At 64.2% G+C, this 24,390-nt stretch carries 13 protein-coding genes and 1 pseudogene; 9 read left to right on the plus strand and 5 right to left on the minus strand.

Annotated features, from left to right (window positions below):
* Positions 1-8 precede the first annotated feature (8 nt).
* Entirely contained in the window at positions 9-1,535 is a 1,527-nt protein-coding gene (locus ACRQ5Q_RS03775; RefSeq protein WP_439396105.1) for a permease, read from the minus strand.
* A complete protein-coding gene (locus ACRQ5Q_RS03780) occupies positions 1,532-2,281 on the minus strand; it encodes an ABC transporter ATP-binding protein (RefSeq protein ID WP_439372822.1) in 750 nt (249 codons plus the stop codon). The genes ACRQ5Q_RS03775 and ACRQ5Q_RS03780 overlap by 4 nt, the downstream gene beginning before the upstream one ends.
* A 276-nt stretch (positions 2,282-2,557) precedes the next feature.
* Between ACRQ5Q_RS03780 and ACRQ5Q_RS03785 the strand changes: the two genes are divergently transcribed.
* From ACRQ5Q_RS03785 to ACRQ5Q_RS03810, 6 genes are all read left to right on the plus strand, one after another.
* Entirely contained in the window at positions 2,558-3,433 is an 876-nt protein-coding gene (locus ACRQ5Q_RS03785) for a branched-chain amino acid ABC transporter permease (protein ID WP_260387773.1), read from the plus strand.
* A 5-nt stretch (positions 3,434-3,438) separates the two neighbouring features.
* A complete protein-coding gene (locus ACRQ5Q_RS03790) occupies positions 3,439-4,590 on the plus strand; it encodes a branched-chain amino acid ABC transporter permease (RefSeq protein ID WP_439396107.1) in 1,152 nt (383 codons plus the stop codon).
* Positions 4,587-5,345 carry an ABC transporter ATP-binding protein gene (locus tag ACRQ5Q_RS03795; RefSeq protein ID WP_439396108.1) on the plus strand — a complete coding sequence of 253 codons (759 nt, stop codon included), beginning with the start codon at positions 4,587-4,589 and terminating at the stop codon, positions 5,343-5,345. Before ACRQ5Q_RS03790 ends, ACRQ5Q_RS03795 begins: the two co-directional genes overlap by 4 nt.
* A gap of 4 nt (positions 5,346-5,349) precedes the next feature.
* A complete protein-coding gene (locus tag ACRQ5Q_RS03800; protein ID WP_211412350.1) occupies positions 5,350-6,138 on the plus strand; it encodes an ABC transporter ATP-binding protein in 789 nt (262 codons plus the stop codon).
* A 75-nt stretch (positions 6,139-6,213) separates the two neighbouring features.
* Entirely contained in the window at positions 6,214-8,052 is a 1,839-nt protein-coding gene (locus tag ACRQ5Q_RS03805) for an AMP-dependent synthetase/ligase (RefSeq protein WP_439372825.1), read from the plus strand.
* 80 nt (positions 8,053-8,132) lie between these two features.
* Positions 8,133-9,332 carry an ABC transporter substrate-binding protein gene (locus ACRQ5Q_RS03810; protein WP_439396110.1) on the plus strand — a complete coding sequence of 400 codons (1,200 nt, stop codon included), beginning with the start codon at positions 8,133-8,135 and terminating at the stop codon, positions 9,330-9,332.
* Between the two features lie 184 nt (positions 9,333-9,516).
* Here ACRQ5Q_RS03810 and ACRQ5Q_RS03815 read toward each other — a convergent pair.
* Positions 9,517-10,025, minus strand: a pseudogene (locus ACRQ5Q_RS03815) (lysozyme inhibitor LprI family protein); the annotation flags it as partial.
* A gap of 45 nt (positions 10,026-10,070) precedes the next feature.
* On the minus strand, positions 10,071-10,802 hold the full coding sequence (locus ACRQ5Q_RS03820; RefSeq protein ID WP_439396112.1) for a transglutaminase-like cysteine peptidase: 732 nt from the start codon (positions 10,800-10,802) through the stop codon (positions 10,071-10,073).
* Positions 10,803-11,424: 622 nt separating this feature from the next.
* Between ACRQ5Q_RS03820 and ACRQ5Q_RS03825 the strand changes: the two genes are divergently transcribed.
* On the plus strand, positions 11,425-18,228 hold the full coding sequence (locus tag ACRQ5Q_RS03825) for a FecR domain-containing protein (protein WP_439396114.1): 6,804 nt from the start codon (positions 11,425-11,427) through the stop codon (positions 18,226-18,228).
* 143 nt (positions 18,229-18,371) lie between these two features.
* On the plus strand, positions 18,372-20,603 hold the full coding sequence (locus tag ACRQ5Q_RS03830; protein WP_439396116.1) for a CHASE2 domain-containing protein: 2,232 nt from the start codon (positions 18,372-18,374) through the stop codon (positions 20,601-20,603).
* Between the two features lie 245 nt (positions 20,604-20,848).
* Here the strand turns inward: ACRQ5Q_RS03830 and ACRQ5Q_RS03835 are convergent, their stop codons facing one another.
* Positions 20,849-22,444, minus strand: a complete 1,596-nt coding sequence (locus ACRQ5Q_RS03835; protein WP_439372830.1) for an ABC transporter substrate-binding protein — start codon at positions 22,442-22,444, stop codon at positions 20,849-20,851.
* A 199-nt stretch (positions 22,445-22,643) separates the two neighbouring features.
* Here ACRQ5Q_RS03835 and ACRQ5Q_RS03840 point away from each other — a divergent pair, with 199 nt between their 5' ends.
* Positions 22,644-24,302 (plus strand): ABC transporter substrate-binding protein, encoded by a 1,659-nt coding sequence (locus ACRQ5Q_RS03840; protein WP_439372831.1) that lies wholly within the window; start codon positions 22,644-22,646, stop codon positions 24,300-24,302.
* The last annotated feature ends 88 nt before the right edge of the window (positions 24,303-24,390 follow it).

A 24,390-nucleotide genomic window follows, 5' to 3' on the forward strand; every position in this document is an offset into this window, starting at 1 on the left:
TGCCGCTCTTACTCCCGTCTCGGGCTGAACTTCCAGGTGACGGCGACGAGGGCTGCTGTGATCAGCCCGCTGATCAGGCCCGCCAGCGGGAGGGCGAGCAGTAGCGCCGCACTCGCCGCCCAGCCGATCGAGGAGAAGGCTTCGGCAAAGGTCGCAAGCCGCGACGAGGTCTGGCGGCGGCGGAATTGGCTGCGCCGCGCCTGGGTCCGGAACCAGAGCTGGATCGCGGTCGCCGACGCCGCACTGACGATGATCGCGCCGGCACTCACGGCGGCCTGGAACGGTGAGGCGAAGGCCAGCGCTCCGACCAGCGGGCAGAAGATGGCGGCGATTGCGATCAGCACCACCTCGATCTTGGCGCGGATGATGCTCGACGGCGTCAGCGGCGCACTCGCGACCAGATCGGGCGCGTCCTCGCCGGAGATCGTCAGCCAGGCGAGCCCGCCGGCGAGCTGTCCCGCCGCCATCACGATCACGGGCGTGATCAGAGTCAGCGCCGCGGAGCTTTCGGCGAAATTGCGCCAGAGCAGCAGTGCCGGCGGCACCAGATAGAGCAGCTGCATCAGGGTCTGCGAGATCAGCCAGGGATCGCGCCAGAGCAGAGAGAATTCCTTGCGCCGCAGCGCCTGTTGCCGCGATCCGCAGCGGAACGCGCGCTGCGTCGCGCTGCGGCGTCCGGACCTGCCGTAAGCGGCGGCGTCGATCGCGGTGTCGGCAAAGCGGCCCGAGAAGATCGCCATGACGCTGCCGAGCAGCACGAGCGCGAGCGCCAGAAGCAGCAGCAGCGCCTCGTTGTCGCCCATCGTCGCCCGCGCCGGCCACCACCAGATGCTGTCGATGTCGGGGGCGTGGGCGGCCATGCTGTCGGAGGTCAGGATGGTCAAGCGGGACAGCGTCCCGTAGGACATGATCGCGGCGACCTGCAGCGCGATCACGAAGCCGGCGCCGATGATGGCGGCGAGGATCTGCGCCACGAGGCGCGTCCGCGCCGGGCCGATCAGGCGGAACAAGAGGATGGTGACGGCAATCGCGATCGCCGCGGCCGACAGGCCCATCGCGATGACCACGCCGAACGCCGCGAGCCAGCGCGGACCCCCGCCGATCACAAGAACGTCGATGAAAGGCGTCGAGAACAGCAGCGCCATCGCGGTGACGGTGAGCGCGATCGCGGCGATGCGCACCGAGAACAGATTGGCCAGCGTCGCTGGCGAGGACATGATCAGGTCGAGATCGGCGCGGGCGTAGAACACCCGCGTCACCGATTCGATCGCCTGCGACAGCATCAAGGTCCAGGCGAGAAAGATCGTCGCCGTGATCACGATCAGCGAGGATTTGTCGAGCGGCAGCTGCAGATCGGCGAAGCGGCCGATCACCGCCCAGGCCGGCACGTGCAGGAGCGCAGCGAAGAACAGCAGGCCGATCACGGCCGCGCGCGCCCGCGTGCGCCTTCCGCCGGTCATCATGGCAAACCATTCGCGCCAGGCGAGCCGCAGCTCGTGGCGGGCGAACCAGGACAGGGCGGTCGCCGAGCTCATGCGGCTTCCTGCAGCGTCACCAGCGCGATGAAGAGATCTTCCAGGCTGGTGTCGGCATGGCCGTTCTGCTGGCGCAGCTCGGTCAGCGTTCCTTCTGCGACCAGGCGGCCCGAGGCGATCACGCCAATGCGGTCGGCCATGCGCTCGGCCACCTCGAGGATGTGCGTGGTCATGATGACGGTGCAGCCGGCGCGGACGCGCTCGCTGAGCAGACCCTTCACATGGCGGGCGGAGACGGCATCCAGTCCCGTCAGCGGCTCGTCGAGAATGATGAGACGGGGATCGTGCACCAGCGCGCCGGCCAGCGCCACCTTCTGGCGCATGCCCCTGGAAAAGCCCTCGCAGCGCTCATGCCGGTGCGGATCGAGACCCAGCGAGTCGAGCAGCGCCTCGGCGACCGGTTCCGAGATCGACGGTGCGATGCCCCAGAGCCCGGCGACGAATTCGAGATATTCGAGCGGGGTCAGCTTGTCATAGATCATGGGTTCGTCGGACACCCATGCCATCACCTGCTTGGCGGCAACGGGGTTTTGGAGCGCATCGATGCCGAAGATCGAGACCGCGCCGGCGTCGGGCCTGAGCAGGCCCGCAACCATGCGCAAAGTGGTGGTCTTGCCGGCGCCGTTGGGGCCGACCAGGGCGTAGAATTCCCCGGCGTGAATGGTGAGATCGAGGCCGTCGACCGCCAGACGGTCAAAACGCTTCGTTAACCCTCGGACTTCCAGCGCCGAGTTGTCCGGCTTCATGACGGCCATACCATCCCGCTTTTGCATCGCCCGCGACCTTGACTTGAAGATGTTTCGGCACCGTGAATCTACGGCCGACAAATTCGGTCATCCGGATTGGACTAAAGGCAACTCACCTTAACAAGTCACCGTTTGTTGACAGCGCACGGGCGTTCAGGCTGAATTGGCGCCGGGACAAATGGAGCTAACGCGGCGAAACGACTGCGTAGCGACTGGACACAAGATGCGGCGAGGCGGCCAAAAGATCCGCCGGTTGCATCCGGAGGATGCGCGGCGATGCTGGATTTCGTTCAGCAGCTGGTCAGCGGTGTTGCGCTCGGCTGCGTCTACGGCCTGATCGCGCTCGGTTTCGTGCTCGTTTACAAAGCGACCGAGGTCGTCAATTTCGCGCAGGGCGACCTGATGATGCTGGGCGGCTTCTTCGCCTTCACCTTCATCGGCATGATGGGCCTGAACTACTGGATCGGCTTTGCCGGTGCGGTGGCCGCCATGGCGCTGTTCGGCATGCTGGCCGAGCGCGTGGTGGTGCGGCCGATCCTCGGCTATCCGCAATTCTCCATCATCATGGCCACGATCGGCCTCGGCTATTTCCTGCGTTCGATCGCCGGCATGATCTGGGGCACCGACGATCTGAAGATCGAGACGCCGTTCAGCCAGGGCGTGCTGCGGATAGGCTCGCTGGTGCTCGCCTACGACAAGCTGTCCGTCATCGCGGCGACGATGATCCTGTGCACGCTGCTCTATCTGTTCTTCAACAAGACCACGCTCGGCACCGCGATGCGCGCCAGCTCCGAGAACATGCTCGCGGCCTATTACATGGGCATTCCGGTCAAGCGCGTGGTCTCGATCGTCTGGGCGATCAGCGCGGCGGTGGCGACCTGCGCCGGCGTGCTGCTGGCGCCGATCACCTTCATCCATTCCAATGTCGGCCTCGTGCTCGGTCTCAAGGCCTTTCCGGCCGCGGTCCTCGGCGGCTTCGGCTCGATCCCGGGCGCCGTGGTCGGCGGCGTGCTGATCGGCGTGATCGAGAGCATGGCCGGCTTCTATCTGGCGGAGGGCTGGAAGGACGTCGCGCCCTACATCGTGCTGCTCACCGTGCTGCTGCTCAAGCCCGAAGGCCTGTTCGGCCTTCACGTCCGCAAGAAGGTCTGAACGCCATGCGCTTCCTGTTCAAGACCGACTACGAGGACGACATCAAGCTGTTTCCGCATTCCGGCTACGTCGTCTCCTACGGCATCCTGATCGCGCTGCTGCTGATCGCGCCCTACGTGCTCTCCAGCTATCTGATGAGCCAGCTCGTCTTCGTCTGCATCTATGCGACCGTCGGCGTGGCGCTCCTGATCCTGACCGGCTTCACCGGCCAGGCTTCGCTCGGGCATGCCGCGTTCCTCGCGATCGGGGCCTACACCGCGGCGTATTTGCAGAAATACAACGTGCCCTTCCCGGTCTATTTCCTCGCCGCCGGCGCCTTGACCGGCATCGTCGGCGCGATGGTCGGCTTTCCCGCCCTGCGCCTCACCGGCATCTACCTCGTCATCGCCACCATCTCCTTTGCCCTGATCGTCGAGGAAATCCTGGCGCGCTGGGAGAGCGTCACCAACGGCAACGAGGGCATGCGGGTCAAGACGCTGTCGCTGCTCGGCGTCACCGTGCCGCGCGACAGCCCGACCTTTTATTATCTCTGCCTTGCCGTGCTGGTGCTGACCATCGTCGGCACGCTCAATCTGCTGCGTTCGCCGACAGGCCGCGCCTTCGTCGCGATCCGCGACAGCGAGACCGCGGCGCGCAGCATGGGCATCAACGTCGCGCTCTACAAGGTCAAGTCCTTTGCGATCTCGGCCGCGATCACCGGCTTTGCCGGCGTGCTGTTCGCGCACAAGCTCTCCTTCATCTCGCCGGAGATGTTCACGCTCCAGCTCTCGATCGAGTTCATCATCGTGATCCTGATCGGCGGCACCTTCTCTCTGCACGGCGCGGTGCTGGGCGCGATCTTCATCGTGATGATCGATCCCTTCCTCACTTATCTCAAGGACGACATGCCCGGCATCATCGCCGGCGTCGCCGCGACATTCGGCGCGGGCCCGGCGACCGCGGGCAACATCCAGTCGAAGGTCGCGGCCTTCGCCTCGCTCAACGGCCTGAAGGGCGCGATCTACGGCATCATCATCGTTCTATTCGTGCTGTTCGAGCCGCTCGGGCTCTACGGCCGCTGGCTGAAGATCAAGCTCTTCTTCCAGCTGTTCCCGCTCTACAAGCGCGCCACCTTCAAGCGGCAGAAGATCTACGTGAAGTCGGAGCGCAACCGATGAGCTATTTCCGCGCCGAGAACCTGTCGCTGCATTTCGGAGGCCTCAGGGCCGTCGATGCGGTGTCGTTCGCGGTCGAGAAGGGCGAGATCCTCTCGATCATCGGTCCCAATGGCGCCGGCAAGAGCTCGATCTTCAACCTGATTTCGCGAATCTACCGGCCGACCTCGGGTCGCATCTTCTTCGAGGACCAGGACATCACCGAGCAGCCTCCCTACGACATCGCAAAGCTCGGCATCGCCCGCACCTTCCAGAATATCGAGCTGTTCGAGAACGCGACCGTGCTGTCGAATTTGCTGGTCGGGCGTCACCGCCATTCGACCACGCAGCTCTGGCAGGAGCTCTTGTTCCTGCCGAGGGTGCGCTCCAACGAGAAGGTGCACCGCCGCCGGGTCGAGCAGGTCATCGAGTTCCTCGACCTCGAGCCCTATCGCGACAAGCTGATCTCGGGCCTGCCCTACGGCGTGCGCAAGGTGATCGAGCTGGCGCGTGCGCTGTGCTCGGAGCCGAAACTGATCCTGCTCGACGAACCGTCCTCCGGCCTCAACGTCGAGGAGACCGACGACATGTCGTTCTGGATCCGCGACATGAAGAGCGAGCTCGGCGTCACCGTGCTGATGGTCGAGCACGACATGTCGCTGGTCAACCGCGTCTCCGACCGCGTCATCGCGCTGAACTATGGCCGCGTATTGGCGATGGGCTCGCCGGCCGAGGTGCAGCAGCATCCCGACGTCGTCGCGGCATATCTCGGAGCCTGACGCCATGGACGCCGCGGTGACCCCCGATATCATCTTGAAGCTCTCCAACATCGAGAGCTATTACGGGCCGATCATGGCGATCCGCGGCATCTCGCTGGAGGTGCCGCGCGGCCGCATCGTCACGCTGCTGGGGGCCAATGGCGCCGGCAAGACCACGGTGTTGAAGACGATCTCCGGCATCCTCGATCCGCAGAAGGGCGCGATCGAGTTCATGGGCAAGCCGATCCAGCGCATGGAAGCCGACCGCATCGTGCGGCTCGGCCTCAGTCACGTGCCGGAGGGGCGCGAGGTGTTCCCGTTCCTCTCGGTGCGCGAGAACCTGATGATGGGCGCCTATCCGCGCAAGGATCGCGATGGCGTCGCCGAGGACATGGAGCGGGTCTACGGCTATTTCCCGCGGCTGAAGGAGCGCATCAACCAGCCGGCCGGCCAGCTCTCCGGCGGCGAGCAGCAGATGCTGGCGATCGGGCGCGCGCTGATGAACCGGCCGACGCTGCTCTTGCTCGACGAGCCCTCGCTCGGCCTGTCGCCGCTGCTGGTGAAGGAGATCTTCACCATCATCCGCCGGGTCAACGAGGAGCAGGGCATGTCGATCCTGCTGGTCGAGCAGAACGCCAAGGTGGCGCTGGAGACCGCGCATTACGGCTATGTGCTCGAGATCGGCCGCATCGTCATGAACGACAGCTGCGACCGCTTGATGCATTCCCAGGATATCCAGGAGTTCTACCTTGGCGCCAAGGAAGCGGGCGCGCGGGGCGAACGGCGCTGGAAGAAGAAGAAAACGTGGCGTTAGATGGATAACCCCTCCAGCGCACAGACCGCCGGCAAGGCAGGCAGCGGAGGGAAAGGCGACAAGGAGGAGAGGTGCATGGCCCGACCGGCGGTGCTGACGGTCGCTGATACGATCGCAAGGAGCTTCTTGCGCGCAGCGGAGACGCGGGGCGAACGGCCTGCGATCCGCGAGAAGAAGTTCGGCATCTGGCAGCCGACCAGCTGGCGCGAATGGCTGGAGATCTCGAAGGAGACCGCCTATGCGCTGCGTGCCATCGGCTTCGTGCCCGGCGACGTCGCCTCCATCATCGCCAATGCCGTGCCCGAATGGGTCTACGCCGACATGGGCATCCTGTGCGCCGGCGGCGTCTCGTCCGGAATCTATCCGACCGATTCATCCGCCCAGGTCGAGTATCTCGTCAACGATTCCGCGACGAAGGTGGTCTTCGCCGAGGACGAGGAGCAGCTCGACAAGATCCTCACCTGCCGCGCACGCTGCCCGTCCCTGCAGAGGATCATCGTGTTCGACATGGAGGGCCTCGGCGGCTTCTCCGACGACATGGTGATGTCGTTCGACGAGTTTCGCGCTCTCGGCCGCAACCACATGGTCGGCCGCGAGGCGCTGTGGCAGGAGATGATCGACTGCCGCGGCGCCGGCGATCTCGCTGTTCTCGTCTATACTTCCGGCACGACCGGCCCGCCCAAGGGCGCGATGCATGCCAACCGCAGCGTGACGCACCAGATGCGGCACGCCAACGACTTCATCCCGGCGCGCGAGGACGAGGACCGGCTGATCTTCCTGCCCCTCTGTCACGTCGCCGAGCGCGTCGGCGGCTATTACATCTCGGTCGCGCTCGGCTCGGTGATGAATTTCGCCGAAAGCCCGGAGACGGTGCCGGACAATCTGCGCGAGGTGCAGCCGACCGTCTTTCTCGCGGTGCCCAGGATCTGGGAAAAATTCTATTCCGCCATCACCATCGCGCTAAAGGATGCGACGCCGCTGCAGCAATGGGTCTATCGCCGCGCCATCGACATCGGCTATCGCATGGTCGATTGCCGGCTCGAGGGCAGGGCGCCGCCGCTGTCGCTGCGCATCGCCAACCGGGTTGCCTACCTGGTCGCGTTCCGCAACATTCGCCGCATGATCGGGCTCGACCGCTGCCGCATCGCCTTCACGGGCGCGGCGCCGATCGCGCCGGAATTGATCCGCTGGTATCTCGCGCTTGGCATCGACATGCACGAGGTCTACGGCCAGACCGAGAATTGCGGCGTCGCCACCATGATGCCGACGGACCGGATCAAGCTCGGCTCGGTCGGCACCGCCGTGCCCTGGGGCGAGGTCGCGCTGTCGCCCGATGGCGAGATCCTGATCAAGGGCGACTTCCTGTTCATGGGCTACCTCAACCAGCCGGAGAAGACCGCGGAGACGATCGATCAGCGCGGCTGGCTGCATACCGGCGATGTCGGCACCATCGATAATGAGGGTTTCGTCCGCATCACCGACCGGATGAAGGACATCATCATCACCTCCGGCGGCAAGAACATCACCCCGTCCGAGATCGAGAACCAGCTCAAATTCTCGCCCTACATCTCCGATGCCGTCGTGATCGGCGACAAGCGGCCGTATCTCACCTGCCTCGTGATGATCGACCAGGAGAATGTCGAGAAGTTCGCGCAGGATCACGACATCCCCTTCACCAACTATGCCAGCCTGTGCCGGGCGACGGAGATTCAGGACCTGATCTGGCGCGAGATCGAGGCGGTCAATGCCAATTTCGCCCGCGTCGAGACCATCAAGAGGTTCTATCTGATCGAGCGCCAGCTCACGCCCGAGGACGAGGAGCTGACGCCGACCATGAAGCTGAAGCGCAGCTTCGTGAACAAGCGCTATGCCGCCGAGATCGACGCGATGTATCGCGAGCGCGCGGTGGCGTGACGCGCATGCCGACTTGAGATAGCGAAGGAGCGACGGCCCCGCCCTTCGCACAATACGGGCCCAAAGGAGAGGAGTCGTCAATGTCGAAGTCGTTCAACGCGTTCGGCCTTGCTATGGGCGCTATCGCGCTCAGTTGTCTGCCGGCCGTCGCGCAAACCAAGGTCACCAATGCAGGCATCTCGGCAAGCGAGATCGTCATCGGCACCCATCAGGACCTGTCGGGTCCGATCAAGGGCTGGGGCGTGCCCGTCTCCAACGGCATGAAGATGGCCGTCGAGGAGGTCAACGCCGCCGGTGGCATCCACGGCCGCAAGATCCGCCTGGTGGTCGAGGACAGCGGCTATGATCCGAAGAAGGCCGTGCTGGCCTCGCAGAAGCTGATCGAGCGCGACAAGATCTTCGCGATGGTGGGGCCGATGGGATCGCCCACCGTGCTCGCCGCGCAGGATATTTTGCTCGATGCCGGCGTGCTGCAGCTGTTCCCGCTGACGGCGGCCGAGTTCACCTTCAAGTTCGACCCGGCCAAGCCGCAGGAGCGGCTGAAGTTCAACAACCTGCTTCCCTACGTCGAGAGCACGCGCGCGGCGCTCAAATACATGATTGAGGCAAAGAATTTCAAGAAGCCGTGCATCATGCATCAGGACGACGAGTACGGAAAAAACGTGCTCGATGGTTTTAACCAGCAGCTCTCCGCCATGAAGATGCAGCCGGCCTCGATCACAAGCTACAAGCGCGGCGCCTCCGACTTCTCGGCGCAGGTCGCCAAGATGAAGTCCGACGGCTGTGACCTCGTCGTGCTCGGCGCGGTGCTCCGTGAGCCTATCGGCACGATGACCGAAGCGAAGAAGCTCGGATGGGACGTCACCTTCCTCGGTGCCACGCCCGTTAACGTGCTCGAAGTGCCGGCGCTCGGCAAGGAAGTGGTGGAAGGCTTGTATGCCGCTTCGAACTTCGAAATTCCCTACGAAGACACCGCGAAGGGAAAGGTGAAGGACTGGCTCGTCAACTACAAGAAGATGTTCAATGCCGACGCCAACACCCAGGCGATCATCGGCTACAATGCGGTGATGACGTTCGCGCATTATGCCGACAGGGCTGGCAAGGATCTCACTGGCCAGAAGATGCTCGACGCGCTGGAGTCCGGCGACAAGTTCCAGGACATCTTCAATTCGCCGCCGACGGTGTTCTCGAAGACCAATCATCTCGCCACGACCATCACCCAGGTTCAGCAGGTGAAGAACGGCCGCTGGGTTCTGGTGAAGGACAATCTGATGTTTTGATCTCTTGCGGGCATTGATGGTGCACCCTCTCCCCTTGTGGGAGAGGTGGCTTCGCGTGAGCGAAGCCGGGTGAGGGGTCTCTATCCACACGAACGGTTTGCGCGTGGAGAGAACTCCTCATCCGGCGCTTCGCGCCACCTTCTCCACAAGGGGAGAAGGAAGAAAGCACGCCGCGGTCAATGCCCTACGATCCCCCGCCCGCCGTCCCCGAGTTCACCGGCGCCAGCTCGTCCTCGCGGCAGCGCCGGCCGTCGGCGGCTTTGGCGAAGGCGAAGGTTCGCTGGATTCTCAACCGGCGGGTGACGTTGAAGGCGTCTGCGGAACGCTCCTTGTTGCCGGCGCGCGGTTGCGGACGGCCCGTCCCGGCGTCCCAGCAGATGCCGGTGCAGCCGGAGGCGACCTTGCTGCATGTGGTGAAGGGGCCAGCACCACCATTTCGATCTCGCCGGTGACCTGCGCCTCCTGGTCGGTCACCTGGCTGTCGACCGCGTAGACGCGATTGATGCGCAGAAAATTGCCGCAGGAATTGGCTGCGTGGATCCGCGCGGCGCAGAAATCGACGGCGTCGGTGGGCGGGCGAGTGAGCCGCGACCTGCCGGCCGAACACCTTTCTCGGATCGCCCCTGGCGGCGCGGATCTCGTCGGTCTTGCGCGCGAGTAGTCGGCGAGACAATCCTCCGCAGGCTCGAGGGGCGGCGCTTCGCGCCGACCCGTGGGCTCCATCCGGGCTACAAAAGATCAGTGCGCTTCGGCGGGCGCCATCGACAGCCGCACCGGCTCGTCGACATATTTCATCACGGCCGACTGGTAGACGACGAACAGCGGCTGGTAGCTGCGCGCAGCCTCGTCCTCGACCATCGCCATGCGGCGGTTGTCGAGCATCAGCCAGTGGCCGTCCAGCCTTGCGGCCACGACCGCATGCTCTTCGCCGACCCTGACGTCACGCACCACGACGAGGCGGAGGTCGTCGGCGGCGACGCCGGCAAGCCGCAGTGCAGCCAGCTTGGCGATGGCATAGTCCTCGCAATCGCCGGCGCCGCGCGCGAAGGTCGCAAGCGGCGAGCTCCAGACGTCGTCGTTGCCGTCATTGGCGGGGTGGATGGCGAGATTGATGGCGCGGTTGGTCTCGCCCAGCAGGGCACGGCCGTCGCGGGCCCGGGCCTGGTCGACGATGGCGAGCAGCTTGAGGGCCGCGGGCGACGCGCAATTGTCGCGGTCGCCGTCGCACAGCGCGAGCTGCACCATGTCGTCGTCGAGCCTGGACTTCAGCGCAGACCATTTCTGCTGAAGGCCGCCGGACGAGATGGCAAAGGCGAACACGCCGAACGGCTCGGCCGATTTGCGCACGATGACACCGGCGCCCGGCGACAGCAGCGTGCCGGCGCGAAGCTCGGCGGCCGATCCGAATAGGACCAGTCCGCAGAGCACAAGGATTGCGCGCCAGGCGCGCGAGCGAGCAGCGGTCTCCATCTGACATCCCCTTGCGGCTTCGCCCAGGTCTCTCTCGACCTCGACGTGCCGGGCTTTGTTGCTTTCGCGGAGATAGTGCGAGACGGGCCGTTTTGCTCTGCTTAACGCGCCCCGCAGGGGGCGCAAAACCGTGGGACAGGCTGAAACAAGCCCGCCCAAATTGCGTAAAACTTTACGAATCGCCGGATAGGAAGTAATCGGTCTCGGCGAAAATGAGTTGATTGCAAGCGTGGGTTGTAGAGGCGCCGATGCTGCGTCTCAGTAGCCAACAAGGCCGCGATTTCACGGGGTCTGTGAGTTAGGTCGCAGATTTGGCTTCGGCATTTGCTGCAGGACGCCGCGGGGAACCCTTGGGAAAAGCTGACGTGAGTATCGGCTGTCCGATCTTTACAGTAGATTACTTCGGATGCTTGTAAATGTTCGCAAAAAAGCCTAATTCGACTGCATAATACTGCAAATATTACTTCGCTTCCTCGTGGGAGTCGCGGTTTTCCGGGCGTTCGTAGGGTCAGGTGATGCGAAATCACACAAGCAATAGAGGGTTTCGCTAAGGACTTGGTAATGCTAAGCAAGCTTAACCGGTCGATACTTACATAATTATTAACCCTTTTACGGTGCCCCGTTGAACTACGCTGGCAAATTTGACGCCGCGATCCCCCACCACGGCGAAGGTTCCCGCACGCCTGCCTCTGTCAATGTCGACTCTTTTACCGCCAAGGCGCACGGTCAGGTGCCCGATGGGGCCGTCGTTGTTCCCGATCCAAACCTGATCTTCAACGGCGAGTTCAAGCGCTCGGGTCTCGACCTCGTGCTGTCCCACGAGGGCCGCGAGTTCCTCGTTCACGATTATTTTAGAGGCGACAAGCGTGCCGCGCTCGCCTCGTCCGATGGCGCCCACCTCACCGGCAGCGTCGTCAACGCGCTGACAGGGCACGTCCAGGTTGCCCAGGCTACGCCGGGCACGGCTGCGGCCCAGGTCATCGGCCACGTCACGAAGCTCTCCGGCAGTGCGACCGCGATCCGCAACGGTGTTTCGGTCATCCTCAACAATGGTGACAATGTCGAGAAGGGCGACGTGGTGTCGACGGGCGCGGATTCGACGCTCGGCATCACCTTCGTCGACGGCACCGTGTTCGGCCTGTCCTCCAATGCTCGGATGGTGCTGAACGAGATGGTCTACGACCCCAACGGGTCAAACAACTCCTCGCTGCTGAGTCTGGTCGCAGGCACCATCACCTTTGTCGCCGGCGAAACCGCCAAGCACGGCGACATGAAGGTCGACACGCCGGTCGCGACCATGGGCATCCGCGGCACCGCGGTGCTGACCCAGATCAACTTCGTCGTTCCCGCCGGCGGCGGCGACCCGCAGCCGCAGGCGAGCTTCCAGGTGCTGGTCGAGCCGAACGGCACCACGGGTTCCTACATCCTGTACGACAAGATCACGCTGCTGCCGATCGCGACGGTCAACCAGGCCGGCCAGATGATCCAGATCAGCGGCGGCAACGTCTCGATCGGCAACGCGCTGATGTCGCCGGACATTCAGAAGCTGATCACGGACGTGTTCACGCTGAAGTTCACCGACAACAACAGCAACACCAAGCTGACAACGAACTTCACCGACACGCTCACGCCGATGAGCCTGGAGGTGGTGTTCAAGTCGGCGTCCGGTCCGGTCGTGACCGCGACCTTCGTCCATCTCAATCTGCAGGGATCGCAGGTCGCCACCGCCTCCACGCCGCAAGCCGAGCGTATTCCCGGGCAGCCGATCGCGCAGAGCTTCGACGCCGACGGCAACGTGAAGACGGCGTTCGCGTTGACCGAACGTGCCAATGCGACCAGCGACACGCATGCCGACACCATTTCCGGCCTGATCAGATTCCTCGATCAAAACCTCGGCGACCGACCAACGGTGAGCATCAGCCTCGCTGACGCGCCGAACTACAGCTACAAGAACGCCGGCCAGCAGGACGTCACCGGCTCGCTCAGCGCTCTCCAGAAGCAGGACATCGCGGCAACGCTGATCCAGATCGGCGTGGTTCCCGACGGCGGCAACAACAACAACGGCTCGGCGGTCTGGACCTATACGATCCCCGACAATGTCTTCGATTTCCTCGCGGCCGGCGAAACACTGACACTGACCTACATGGTCCGCGTCGATACCAACTTCCAGGTCAACCCGGAATCCGCGTTCATCCCGATCACCATCACGATCACGGGTACCAACGACAAGCCGGTGATCACCGGCAGCGTTCCGACCATCACGTTCGAAGGCGGCACCAGCGTGCCGGGCGGCCCGCTCATCAGCGATGAGGCGACCTCGGGCACGCTGAACTTTGCCGACGTCGATCTGACCGACAAGCATACGGTGTCCGTGGCGCTGACCAGCGCGACGCTGCCTGACGGCAGCACCGTTCCGCCGGGTCCGCTCGCGGCGTTCCAGAAGGCTATGTCGGTTGCGATCGCCTCGGGGGCCGACAGCACCGGCGACGGCACCGGCACCATCAACTGGTCGCTGGCCGACCTTCCGGTCTACCTTGCCGACTTCATTCCGAAGGGCGAGGTGCTGACGCTGGTCTACACCGTGACGGTCAGGGATTCGCAGGGCGCGACCGCGCAGCAGACCATCACCGTCACGATCACCGGTACCGATGCGCCCGCTGTGGTGTGGATCGCGACCGAGAAGCCCGGCGCGCCCTCGGGCGGCTTCTGGAAAGATGCCGCGAACTGGGCGACCGGCACGCTCCCGACCATCGACGACGACGTCATTGTCATCACCGATCAATTGCACGGCCTGACGCCGTCCTATCCGGCCACGATCGACGCGCCCGCCTATGCCAAGTCGATCACGATGAATGATTTCGGCGGTCCGCCGCCGCAGTTGATCAACAAGAACTCGTTGACCATCGCGGGCTCGCTCGACATGAGCGCGGACTCGATCTTCACCAACGCCGCGACCGGCACGGCGTCGGTCGGCGGCCTGGCCGAGATCCTGAACACCAGCGTATTCACCAATGCCGGGCACTCGACGCTCAAGGCCGGCGGCGATTTCGCTGTCGGCGCCACGATCACCAATTCCGGCACGCTCGAACTGTTCGGCGGCACGTTGAAGACGCTGGCCGAGATCCACAATGCCGGCGGCATGCTGAAGACCGATGCAGGCACGACGCTGATCGTCGACGGCACGACCGTCGAGGGCGGAACCATCACCATTCTCGGCACGCTGGAGCTCGACGGCGTCAGCCTGATCGAGAACGGCACGCTGAACAATTCCGGCACGGTCAACGTCAAGGCCACCGCCGAGTTCGTCGGCGAGACCGTGGACAACGCGTCGAGCGGTGTGATCGAGGTGCTGGCAAATGGCTGGCTGACGATCCATCAGGGCTCGAGCGTCACCAATGCCGGCCAGATCACCATCGACGCCTCCGGCAGGCTGGTCGTCAGCGACGCGACCATCGGCGGACCCGGCGTTGTTATCGGCAACGGCGAGGGTGAAGGCGGTCCCATCTTCAACGCTGGTCTCAGCGGGGCTGGCACGATTACCATCGATGGTGAGATTGATCTCACCGGCGACGCCGTCCTGAGCAGCGGCATCCTCAACAACAACGCCCTCTTCAACGTCAGCGGTACCGGCAATGCGCTGAGCGACGAGACCGTCACCAATTCCGGTACCATCGAAGTGCTGGCTGGCGGCGCGCTGGCAATCGATCCGGGCTCGAGCGTCGACAATTCAGCCGGCACGATCGTTGTCGATGATGGCGCCGCACTGACTCTCAACCGCGCCACGATCAGCGGTGGCGCCATCAACAATTACAGTGTGCTGGGCGGCACGATCTACGTCACCGGCAACAGCAGGATCGACGGCCATGCGACGGTGGCCAAGGGCATCCTCACGGTCGACAGCGGCATCACGCTGACGCTCGACGAGGCGACCGTGTCGGGTGCTGCGATCACCAATCGCGGAACAGTCAAGGTCGATGCCGGCAAGAAGCTGACACTGGCAGGATCGAGCCTGACCGGCGGCACGCTCGCACTGTCCGGTACGCTGGAATCGACCGGCATCAGCGGAATCCACGGCGCCAACCTCAACAACACCGGCACCCTGTCCGTCACCAGCGGCACGCTGACGATCGATCTCCACGCCTTCACCAATCACGGCCTGATCGAGGCAGTGACCGGCAGCACGCTGAAGCTGACGACGACAACTGTCGCCAACGCGGGCGGCACGATCTCGGTCGTCGGCACGTCGAAGCTCTATCTGACCGACGCTTCGATCAACGGCGGCAATCTCGGCAATGCCGGAAATCTCTACAGCGTCGGCCTCAATACGGTCACTGGCGGCGTCACGAACACCGGCGGCACCGTCGAGGTCCAGAGCGGCACGCTCAACCTGGCGGGCGGCATCACGGGCGTGGGCACGCTGATCATCGACGACGATGCGACGCTCGAGCTCGGCGGCGCGGACGAGCAGACCGTCACCTTCGCGGGCGGCGCCAATACGCTCAAGCTCGACGACACCAGTCACGACTTTAACGGCACCGTCGCCGGTCTCGCGGCGGGCGGCGGCACCTTTACCATCACTGGCGATGCCAACATCAATTCGGCGAGGGGCGACGCGCTCGACTTCACCGCATCCGGCGGGACGACCGTCAGCCGCGGCAACATCATTCTGACGCCGACCGGCGCGCTGACCGGCGCGACCAACGGCATCGTCGTCACCCAGAACGGCATCGGCGACATCTCGCTGACGACGGTCGGCGCCATCACCGGTCAGACCGGTAACGGAATCGTGCTGCACGACGGCGCGGCCGGCGCCGGCGACATCACGGCTACGGTCGGCGGCGACGTGTGCGGCGCGGTCGGTCTCGACGTCGTCTCCCATGGCGACGGCAACGTCAGCATCTCGAACAACGGGCACATCACCGGCGCGACCTCGTTCGGCATCAATATCGACCAGGACGATGCGGGCGCGACCGGCTCGGCGTACATCACCAACACCGGATCGGTGGTCGGCGCCAACGGTTCTGCCGCGATCTCGATCCAGGAGAACGGCACCGGCGCGGCGTCCATCACCAATTCCGGCACCATCGGGGCCGACGATGCCTGCGCCGTGAGCTCGACGACCTATGCGATCGTTGAGACCGGCGGCGAGATCACGATCAACAACACCGGCCACATCAACGGCAATATCTCGGTTGCCACCGCCACGTTCTGTAATGATGCGAGCGGCATTTGGACGGTCGCCGGCAGCGGCGTGTTCGGCGATGCGTCCTCGATCGTCAACCATGGTGCCATCGATCTGCACTGTGCCTCGATTTCCGGGGTCGACCTGACCATCGAAAATGATGGCGACATCGACAGCTGGGGCACCGCGTCGATCACGGGCGACATCACCAATGCCGACACCGGCTCGATCGAGGTCCACACCGGGACACTGACGCTGTTCGGCTCCCTGTCGGGCTCGGCCACCGGTTCGGTTGTCGTCGACGCCGGCGCGACGCTCGAGGTCAAGGGCACGGTGTCGCAGACGATCACGCTCGCCGGCGACGGCGCCGAGCTTGAGATCGATACGACGGATTTCGGCGGCTCGATCGCGGAGCTGTCCGCGACCGACAAGATCGACCTGACGATGATCAAGTGGGGGCCTGGCACCAGCGCGGTCTATGTCCCCGATGCCGACGATCCCGCGAGCGGTGGCGTGCTGACTGTCACCGGCGACGATGGCCAGACCATCAGCCTGACGCTCGTCGGAGATTATCGCACCGCACACTTCACGGGCAGTGACGAGGGTGGCCACACGCTGATCACCATCCATGCGGATGACGACGCGCCGGTGCTCGACACCGACCATGCGACGCTGACTGCAGGTTTCGCCGAGCGTGAGAGCACCACCGGCTCTGGCGCGTCCGACCCGGTGCCGGCTGCGACCGGTTCGATCGACTTCACCGATATCGATCTGACCGACCGTCCGACGGCGACAGTCACCGGTCAGGTCGTGACCTCGCTCGCTGCGGACGGCACCACTGACCTCACCGCGTCGCTCACGCCTGGCCAGATCGCCGCGTTGAAGGACGCGCTGACCTATGGGCAGACCGGCAAGAACAACGGCACCGTGACGTGGAGCTATTCGATCGCCGACAACGCGCTCGATTTCCTCGCCAAGGACCAGACCGTGAAGGTTGTGTCCACCATTACGCTGTGTGACGGCCAGGGCCAGAAGGTGACGGCGGACGTCGTTGTCACGATCACCGGCACGAACGACGCGCCGACGCTCGACGACACGACGCTGGCCTCGGCCGCGGGTAACAACAGCGATCCGGGTGGAAGCACCATCAGCAGCCTCTTCACGGACAAGCTCCACGACGCCGATGCCGGCGCGACCTTCAAGGCCATCGCAGTGACGTCCGATACCGCCACGGCGGCGCAGGGTGTCTGGCAGTACGAGCTCGCCGGTACCCATCAATGGGTCGATATCGGGGCGGTCAGTGACACGAGTGCGCTGGTGCTGAGCCCGGACACTCTGCTTCGCTTCGTGCCGGCCAACGGCTTCACCGGGATGCCGGACGCGCTGGGCGTGCATGCCCTCGACAATACCTATGTCGGCGGCATCACGACCACTTCGGCGACAACGACAGCCGATATCACGGCCATGAGCACCGACGGCACGGCATCGGTGTCGGACGAGCTCACCACAATCGGCACGAGCGTGACGGCGCCTTCCGCCAGCGGCCCGCTCATCGACACCGAGCACTTCCAGGTCGAGCATATCCGCGAGAACAGCAACGAGATCATCACCGGTCTGGTGGTCACAGACACCGATTCCGGCGCCGCGGCGGACACTTTCACGGTCTCGGTGTCGACCTCGCATCCAGATACCAGCAGCGTCAGTGTCTATCCGGTGTCCGGTTCGCTCGCCCAGATCAATGCCGGCCTCGCAGAAGGTGCCGGCGTCACCTACGACCCGACCGGCGCCAGCACCGATCAGTACCCCGTGCCGCCGGACACCGACCGGATCACGCTGACGGTCACGGACACGACCAAGGGCCTGTCCGACACCGTCAACTTCATCTTCGTCGAGGGCGCCAACAGCCAGGGCATCACTCTGGCAGGGGCCGCCGGCAAGGACGTGATCTTCGCGACCGACTCGAGCGACACGCTCATTGGTGGCGGCGCCAAGGACCAGTTCGTGTTCGCGCCGACGTCGGCGCAGCAGACGGCCCAGCACACCGTGAACGATTTCGAGGTCGGCCTCGACAAGATCGACCTGCGGCAGTTCACCAGTCTCACGTCATGGATGCAGGTATCCTTGCTCGCGGGGCAGCAGGGCGACGATACCTTGCTCACGCTCGATAACAACGACAAGATCCTCCTGAAGAACACTGTTGTCGGCAGTCTCAACGCCGGCGACTTCATCCTACATGTGAGTTAGAGGCGGACACTCCGGGGAAGCGGCTCATCATTCCGCTTTGATCGCGACAAAAAAATCCTTATCTTCCGTCGCCGAACCATTGGCCATTTGCCTCACGGCGATCCAAGATCAGGCCCCAAGCGGTTGCGGGAAACTCGACCAGCATGAGACGTCTCAAGATCCTGCGGCGGTGGTTTGCGCAAAAGTTCGGCCTTGCGCGGCTGATGTGCCTTGCGCTGCTGGTCGTGTTCGCCGCCGCCCGCCTCTGGGACCCGCCGCCGATCCAGGAATTGCGGCTGCGCACCTTCGACATGTTCCAACTGATCGACCCTCGCCACAAGACGATACGGCCGGTCACGATCGTCGACATCGACGACAAGAGCCTTGCCAAGTTTGGCCAATGGCCGTGGTCCCGGACGCGGATCGCGGACGTGATCACCAACCTCACCAACAACGGCGCGGTCGCGATCGGCTTCGACGTGGTGTTTTCAGAGCCCGACCGGCTCAATCCGGACCTGGTCGCCGGCCAGATGCGCTATCTGGACGACGCCACCCGCACCAGGCTGCGCGAGCTGCCGAGCAACGACCAGATCCTCTCGGAAGCGATCGAGCGCTCGCGCGTGGTGCTGGGCGAGACCGGACAATCGGAAATCACGTCGGAAATCGACAAGACGCTTCCCTTCACGGGGGTGGCGACGGTCGGCGAGGAGAATGCCGAGAAGTTTCTGTTCGAGTTCCCCGGCCTGTTGCGCAACGTGCCCGTGATCGAGAAGGTCGCCGCCGGTCGCGGCCTGTTCACGATCAGGACCGAGCGCGACGGGCTGATCCGCCGCGTGCCGATGGTGATGCGCGCCCAGGGCAACATCATGCCCTCGCTCAGCCTGGAGGTCCTGCGGGTCATCACCAGCACGCCGACGCTGCTGGTCCGGACCGACAAGTCCGGCGTGCGGGCCATCCGCCTCAAGGGCGTGGAGATCCCGACCGACAGGAACGGCCAGCTCTGGGTGCACTACGCCCGCTATGATCCCTCGATCTACGTCTCGGCCGCCGACGTGCTCGACAACACGGTGTCGCCGAGCAAGATCGCCGGCAAGCTCGTGCTGATCGGCACCTCCGCGGTCGGCCTGAACGACATCAAGACGACGCCGGTATCCCGGGCCATGCCGGGTGTCGAGATCCACGCCCAGGTGCTGGAGAGCGTGCTCACCGGCGCGATGATCTCGCAGCCGAACTATGCGCTCGGAATCGAGCTGATCGCCGCGCTGTTCATCGGCCTGCTCGTCATCATCTTCACGCCGAATCTCGGTCCCGTGCGCCTCGTGCTTGCCGGTGCGATGTTCGCCGCGATCCTGGTCGGCACGTCCTGGTTCTTCTACGCGCAGTACCGGCAGCTCATCGACTTCACCTATCCGCTGCTCTCGACCACCGCGATCTACCTGACGCTGATCTTCGCCAGCTTCGTGCGCGAGCAGCGCCAGCGGGTGCAGATCCGCGGCATGTTCGCGCAATACATGTCGCCGGTGCTGGTCGAGCAGCTGGCGCAGTCGCCGGAGAAGCTCGTGCTCGGCGGCGAGGAGCGCGAGATGACGATCATGTTCTCCGACGTGCGCGGCTTCACCACGATCTCGGAAAGCTACAAGCACGATCCGCAGGGGCTGATCGCGCTGATGAACCGCTTCCTGACGCCGCTGACCGACGTCATCATCGAGCGGAAGGGCTATATCGACAAATACATGGGCGACGCCATCATGGCGTTCTGGAACGCGCCGCTCGACGATTCCGAGCACCAGGTCAACGCCTGCGAGGCCGCGATCCAGATGCTCGAGAAGATCGACGAGGTCAACAAGGAGCGCGAGCAGGAAGCCGCCGAGGGCGGCCACGTCTATATCCCGCTCAAAGTCGGCATCGGCCTCAACACCGGCATCGGCGTGGTCGGCAACATGGGCTCCGACCTCAAGAAGAACTATTCGGTGCTCGGCGACAGCGTGAACCTCGCCTCGCGCCTGGAAGGGCAGACCAAGGAATACGGCTTCCCGATCATCGTCGGTTCCAGGACGGCGCTCGCCGCCAAGGACAAGTTCGCGATCCTCGAGCTCGACTTCATCATGGTCAAGGGCAAGACCGAGCCGGAGGTGATCTACGCCATAGCCGGCCGCGAGGACGTGATGCATTCGGCCGCCTTCCAGCGCCTGCGCAACATCACCATCGAGATGCTCGGCTGCTACCGCAATCGCGACTGGCAGGGCGCGATGAACGCCATCGAGCGCGGCCGCCGCAGCGAAGACGCCGACACCCTGGAAAAGCTGTTCAAGCTGTACGAGGCGAGAATCAAGGATTTCCAGATCAATCCGCCGCCGGAGGACTGGACCGGGGCGTACGCGCTGCTGACGAAGTAGGGGGCAGGTGGGTCGCTGCCGGTGCCTCACACTCCGTCATTGCGAGCGGAGCGGAGCAATCCAGAGTGTCCCGGCGGAAGGATTCTGGATTGGTTCGCTCGCAAAACGAGTTTGACGCGCCTCTGTGGGCCAAACGTCAACTCCCGTAGGGTGGGCAAAGGCGCCTAGCCGTGCCCAGCAAGCTTTCCGGATCGAATAGAGATGGCGCGCTTCGCTTGCCCACCCTACGGCAGCTGCGTTCGCCCTCACTCCACCCCGATCGTCGTCAGGTCCTGAAACCAGTGCTGCGCCTGCACGAACTGCTTGATCTTGGGCGACAGCGCATGCGGGTTGGTGTCGTGAACGACCCAGACCAGCACGGCGTCATCCACGATGAGCGCATGCGCCTGCGCCAGCAATTCATCCTGCTTGGCGCTGTCGAAGGTCTGCTTGGCCTCGTCGATCAGCGCGTCGACCTTCGGATTCTTGTAGCCGCCCCAGTTGACGCCGACAGGCGCGATCTGGCCGGAGTGGAAGAAGCGGACGATGGCGTAGAGCGGATCGGACGTGACATAGGCGATGTTGTTGGCGGTGATGCCGGCGTTCATCTCGTCCGCCGCGCCCTTGCGCCAATGCGTGTAGAGCGTCTCGAGCTCGACCACCTTGAAGTCGATGTCGATGCCGATCTCTTTGAAACTCTGCTGCAGGAATTCGTTCATAGGCAGCGACAGCATCTGGCCGGTGCCGCCCTGCGCGATGATGAAGGTGGTCTTCAGCGGCTTTGCCTTGGAGTAGCCGGCCTCCTCGACGAGCTTCCTCGCAGCCGCCAGATCATATTTCAGCTCGAAGCTGGGCTTGCCGAACCACGGGCTGGACGGGTCGACCTGGCCCTTGGCGGGTTTGGCGAGGCCGTTCATCAGGCCGACGACCTCGTCGCGGTTGATCGCGAGGTTCAGCGCCTTGCGCAGGCGGATGTCGGTCCAGGGCGAGCCCGGCAGCACGCTGAGGTGATAATTCCAGACATGCGGCGTGACGTTGTCGACCAGCTTCATGCCGGCCGCCTTCAGCTGCGGCACGGCATCAGGCGCCGGCGTTTCGATCAGGTCCACTTGACCGGCGAGCAGCGCATTGGTGCGCGTCAGCGCTTCCGGCATCGGCACCAGCACGATCTTGTCGACCTTCGGAATGCGCTTTGTGTTCCAGTAGTCCGGATTCTTGCTGAGCTCGGCGAGCTCGCGCGGCACCAGCTTGGTCAGCTTGAACGGGCCGGTGCCGGAGGGCTGGCTCGCGAACTTGTCCCAGTCCTTGCCGAGCTTTTCATACTGCGCCGGGCTCGACACCAGGAACCACAGCATCTGATAGGGGAAGAAGGAATCCACCGTCTTGGTGGTGATCTCCACCGTGAAGTCGTCGATCCTGGCGTAGCTGGCGACGGAGGGGAGGCGGGTCTTCACCTGCGCGCTCTGCCGCTTGTCGAATTGCGGCGCCTTGTCGTTGAGCACCTTGTCCAGATTCCAGATCACCGCATCGGCGTTGAACTCGCTGCCGTCGTGAAACTTGACGCCCTTGCGAAGGCTGAAGCGCCACTTGGTCTTGTCGGCATCGTCCACTTTCCATTCGGTGGCGAGGCCCGGCACCAGCTTGCCCGGGCGGTCGGCGACGTCCATCTCCCAGGCGACCAGCGGATCGTAGATCGTGTAGGCCGTGAACTGATAAGCGCCGGCGCCGCGATCGGGCTGGCCTGTCGTCAGCGGAATGTCCGCCATCGAGATGCCATAGCGCACCACCGTTTCGGCGCGCGCCGAGATCGCGGAAACTGTCAGCGCAAGCACGGCAAGACAGGTCGATAGACGAATACGCATGGCCCAAAGCTCCAGGGAGGATCTGAGGCCAAACCTGCAATCTTGATGCCAGAATAGGCAGCGGGGCTGCTTTGTCTTCAATCGATCACAAGGACTTGTCGTCGCAGGGGCAATTTGCAGAATAAGTTTCTCCTTGGCACAGCCATTGCATACGATTGCATCAAAATTAATCATCGAAAGCCGAAGAAGGATCGAGGCGATGCTTATCAAGAACAAGAAGACACGGGCGGCGCTGATCGCGCTCTTGGCGCTTGGCAGCGCGGCCGCATGGCCGCGCGTGGCGAGTGCGGAAACTGTGCTGCGCATCGGCATGACCGCTGCCGATATTCCGCGCACCCTCGGCCAGCCCGATCAGGGTTTCGAAGGCAATCGCTTCACCGGCCTCACCATGTATGACGCGCTGACCGGCTGGGACCTGTCCTCCGCCGACAAGCCGAGCGTGGTGATCCCCGCCCTTGCCACCGAGTGGAAGGTCGACGATGCCGACAAGACCAAATGGACCTTCAAGCTGCGCCCCGGCGTCACCTTCCATGACGGCTCGCCGTTCAATGCCGACGCCGTGGTGTGGAACGTCGAGAAGGTGCTGAAGCAGGACGCGCCGCAATTCGACGCCAGCCAGGTCGGCGTCACGGCCTCGCGCATGCCGACGCTGGCCTCCGCGAAGAAGATCGACGACATGACGGTCGAGCTCACCACCAAGGAGCCCGACAGCTTCCTGCCGATCAACCTCACCAATTTGTTCATGGCGAGCCCGGCGAAGTGGCAGGCCTTCTACGACAAGGCCGAGGGCGCGGATGCCAAGGCGAAGTCGCAGGCCGCCTGGACCGCGTTCGCCAAGGACGCCTCGGGCACCGGCCCGTGGAAGATGGCGAGCTTCACCCCGCGCGAGCGGCTCGAGCTCGTCAAGAACGCGAACTATTGGGACAAGGCGCGCGTGCCCAAGGTCGACAAGATGGTGCTCCTGCCGATGCCGGAGGCGAACGCGCGCACCGCGGCGCTGCTGTCCGGACAGGTCGACTGGGTCGAGGCGCCGGCTCCGGACGCGCTGCCCGAACTCAAGCAGCGCGGCTTCAAGCTCTACGCCAACGAGCAGCCGCATGTCTGGCCGTGGCAGTTCTCGCGCGTCGAGGGCTCGCCCTGGAACGACATCCGCGTGCGCAAGGCCGCCAATCTTTGCGTCGATCGCGAAGGCCTCAAGGACGGCCTGCTCGCCGGCCTGATGGTGCCCGCGACCGGCACCTTCGAGCCCGGCCATCCCTGGCGCGGCAAGCCGGCCTTCGAGATCAAGTACGACAAGGCGGCAGCGCAGAAGCTGATGCAGGAGGCCGGCTTCGGCCCGAGCAAGAAGCTCTCGGTGAAGATCCAGACCTCGGCCTCCGGCTCGGGACAGATGCAGCCACTGCCGATGAACGAATATCTCCAGCAGGCGCTCGCCGAATGCTATTTCGACGTGAAGCTCGACGTCATCGAGTGGAACACGCTGTTCACCAACTGGCGCCGCGGCGCCAAGGATCCCAGCGCCAACGGCTCGAACGCGACCAACGTCACCTATGCGGCGATGGACCCGTTCTTCGCGCTGGTGCGCTTCCTGCAATCGGGCATGGCGCCGCCGGTCTCGAACAATTGGGGCTTCATCAACGATCCCAGGTTCGACGAGCTGGTGAAGAAGGCGCGTCAGACGTTTGACCCGGCCGCGCGCGACGCCGCGCTCGCCGAGCTGCACGCGGCTTCCGTCGATGACGCCGCCTTCCTCTACGTCGCCCACGACGTCGGCCCCCGCGCCATGAGCCCGAAGGTGACGGGCGTCGTGCAGCCGAAGAGCTGGTTCATCGACTTCTCGCTGGTGTCGATCCAGTAGGCATCTGGCGGCTTGCTCAGTGCACCCTCTCCCCTCCTGTCCGCCGAAGCCTTGGCGAAGGCGGATACGGGAGAGGGTGGCTTCGCGG

The organism is Bradyrhizobium sp. PMVTL-01, from assembly GCF_051861855.1.
Lineage (GTDB): Bacteria > Pseudomonadota > Alphaproteobacteria > Rhizobiales > Xanthobacteraceae > Bradyrhizobium.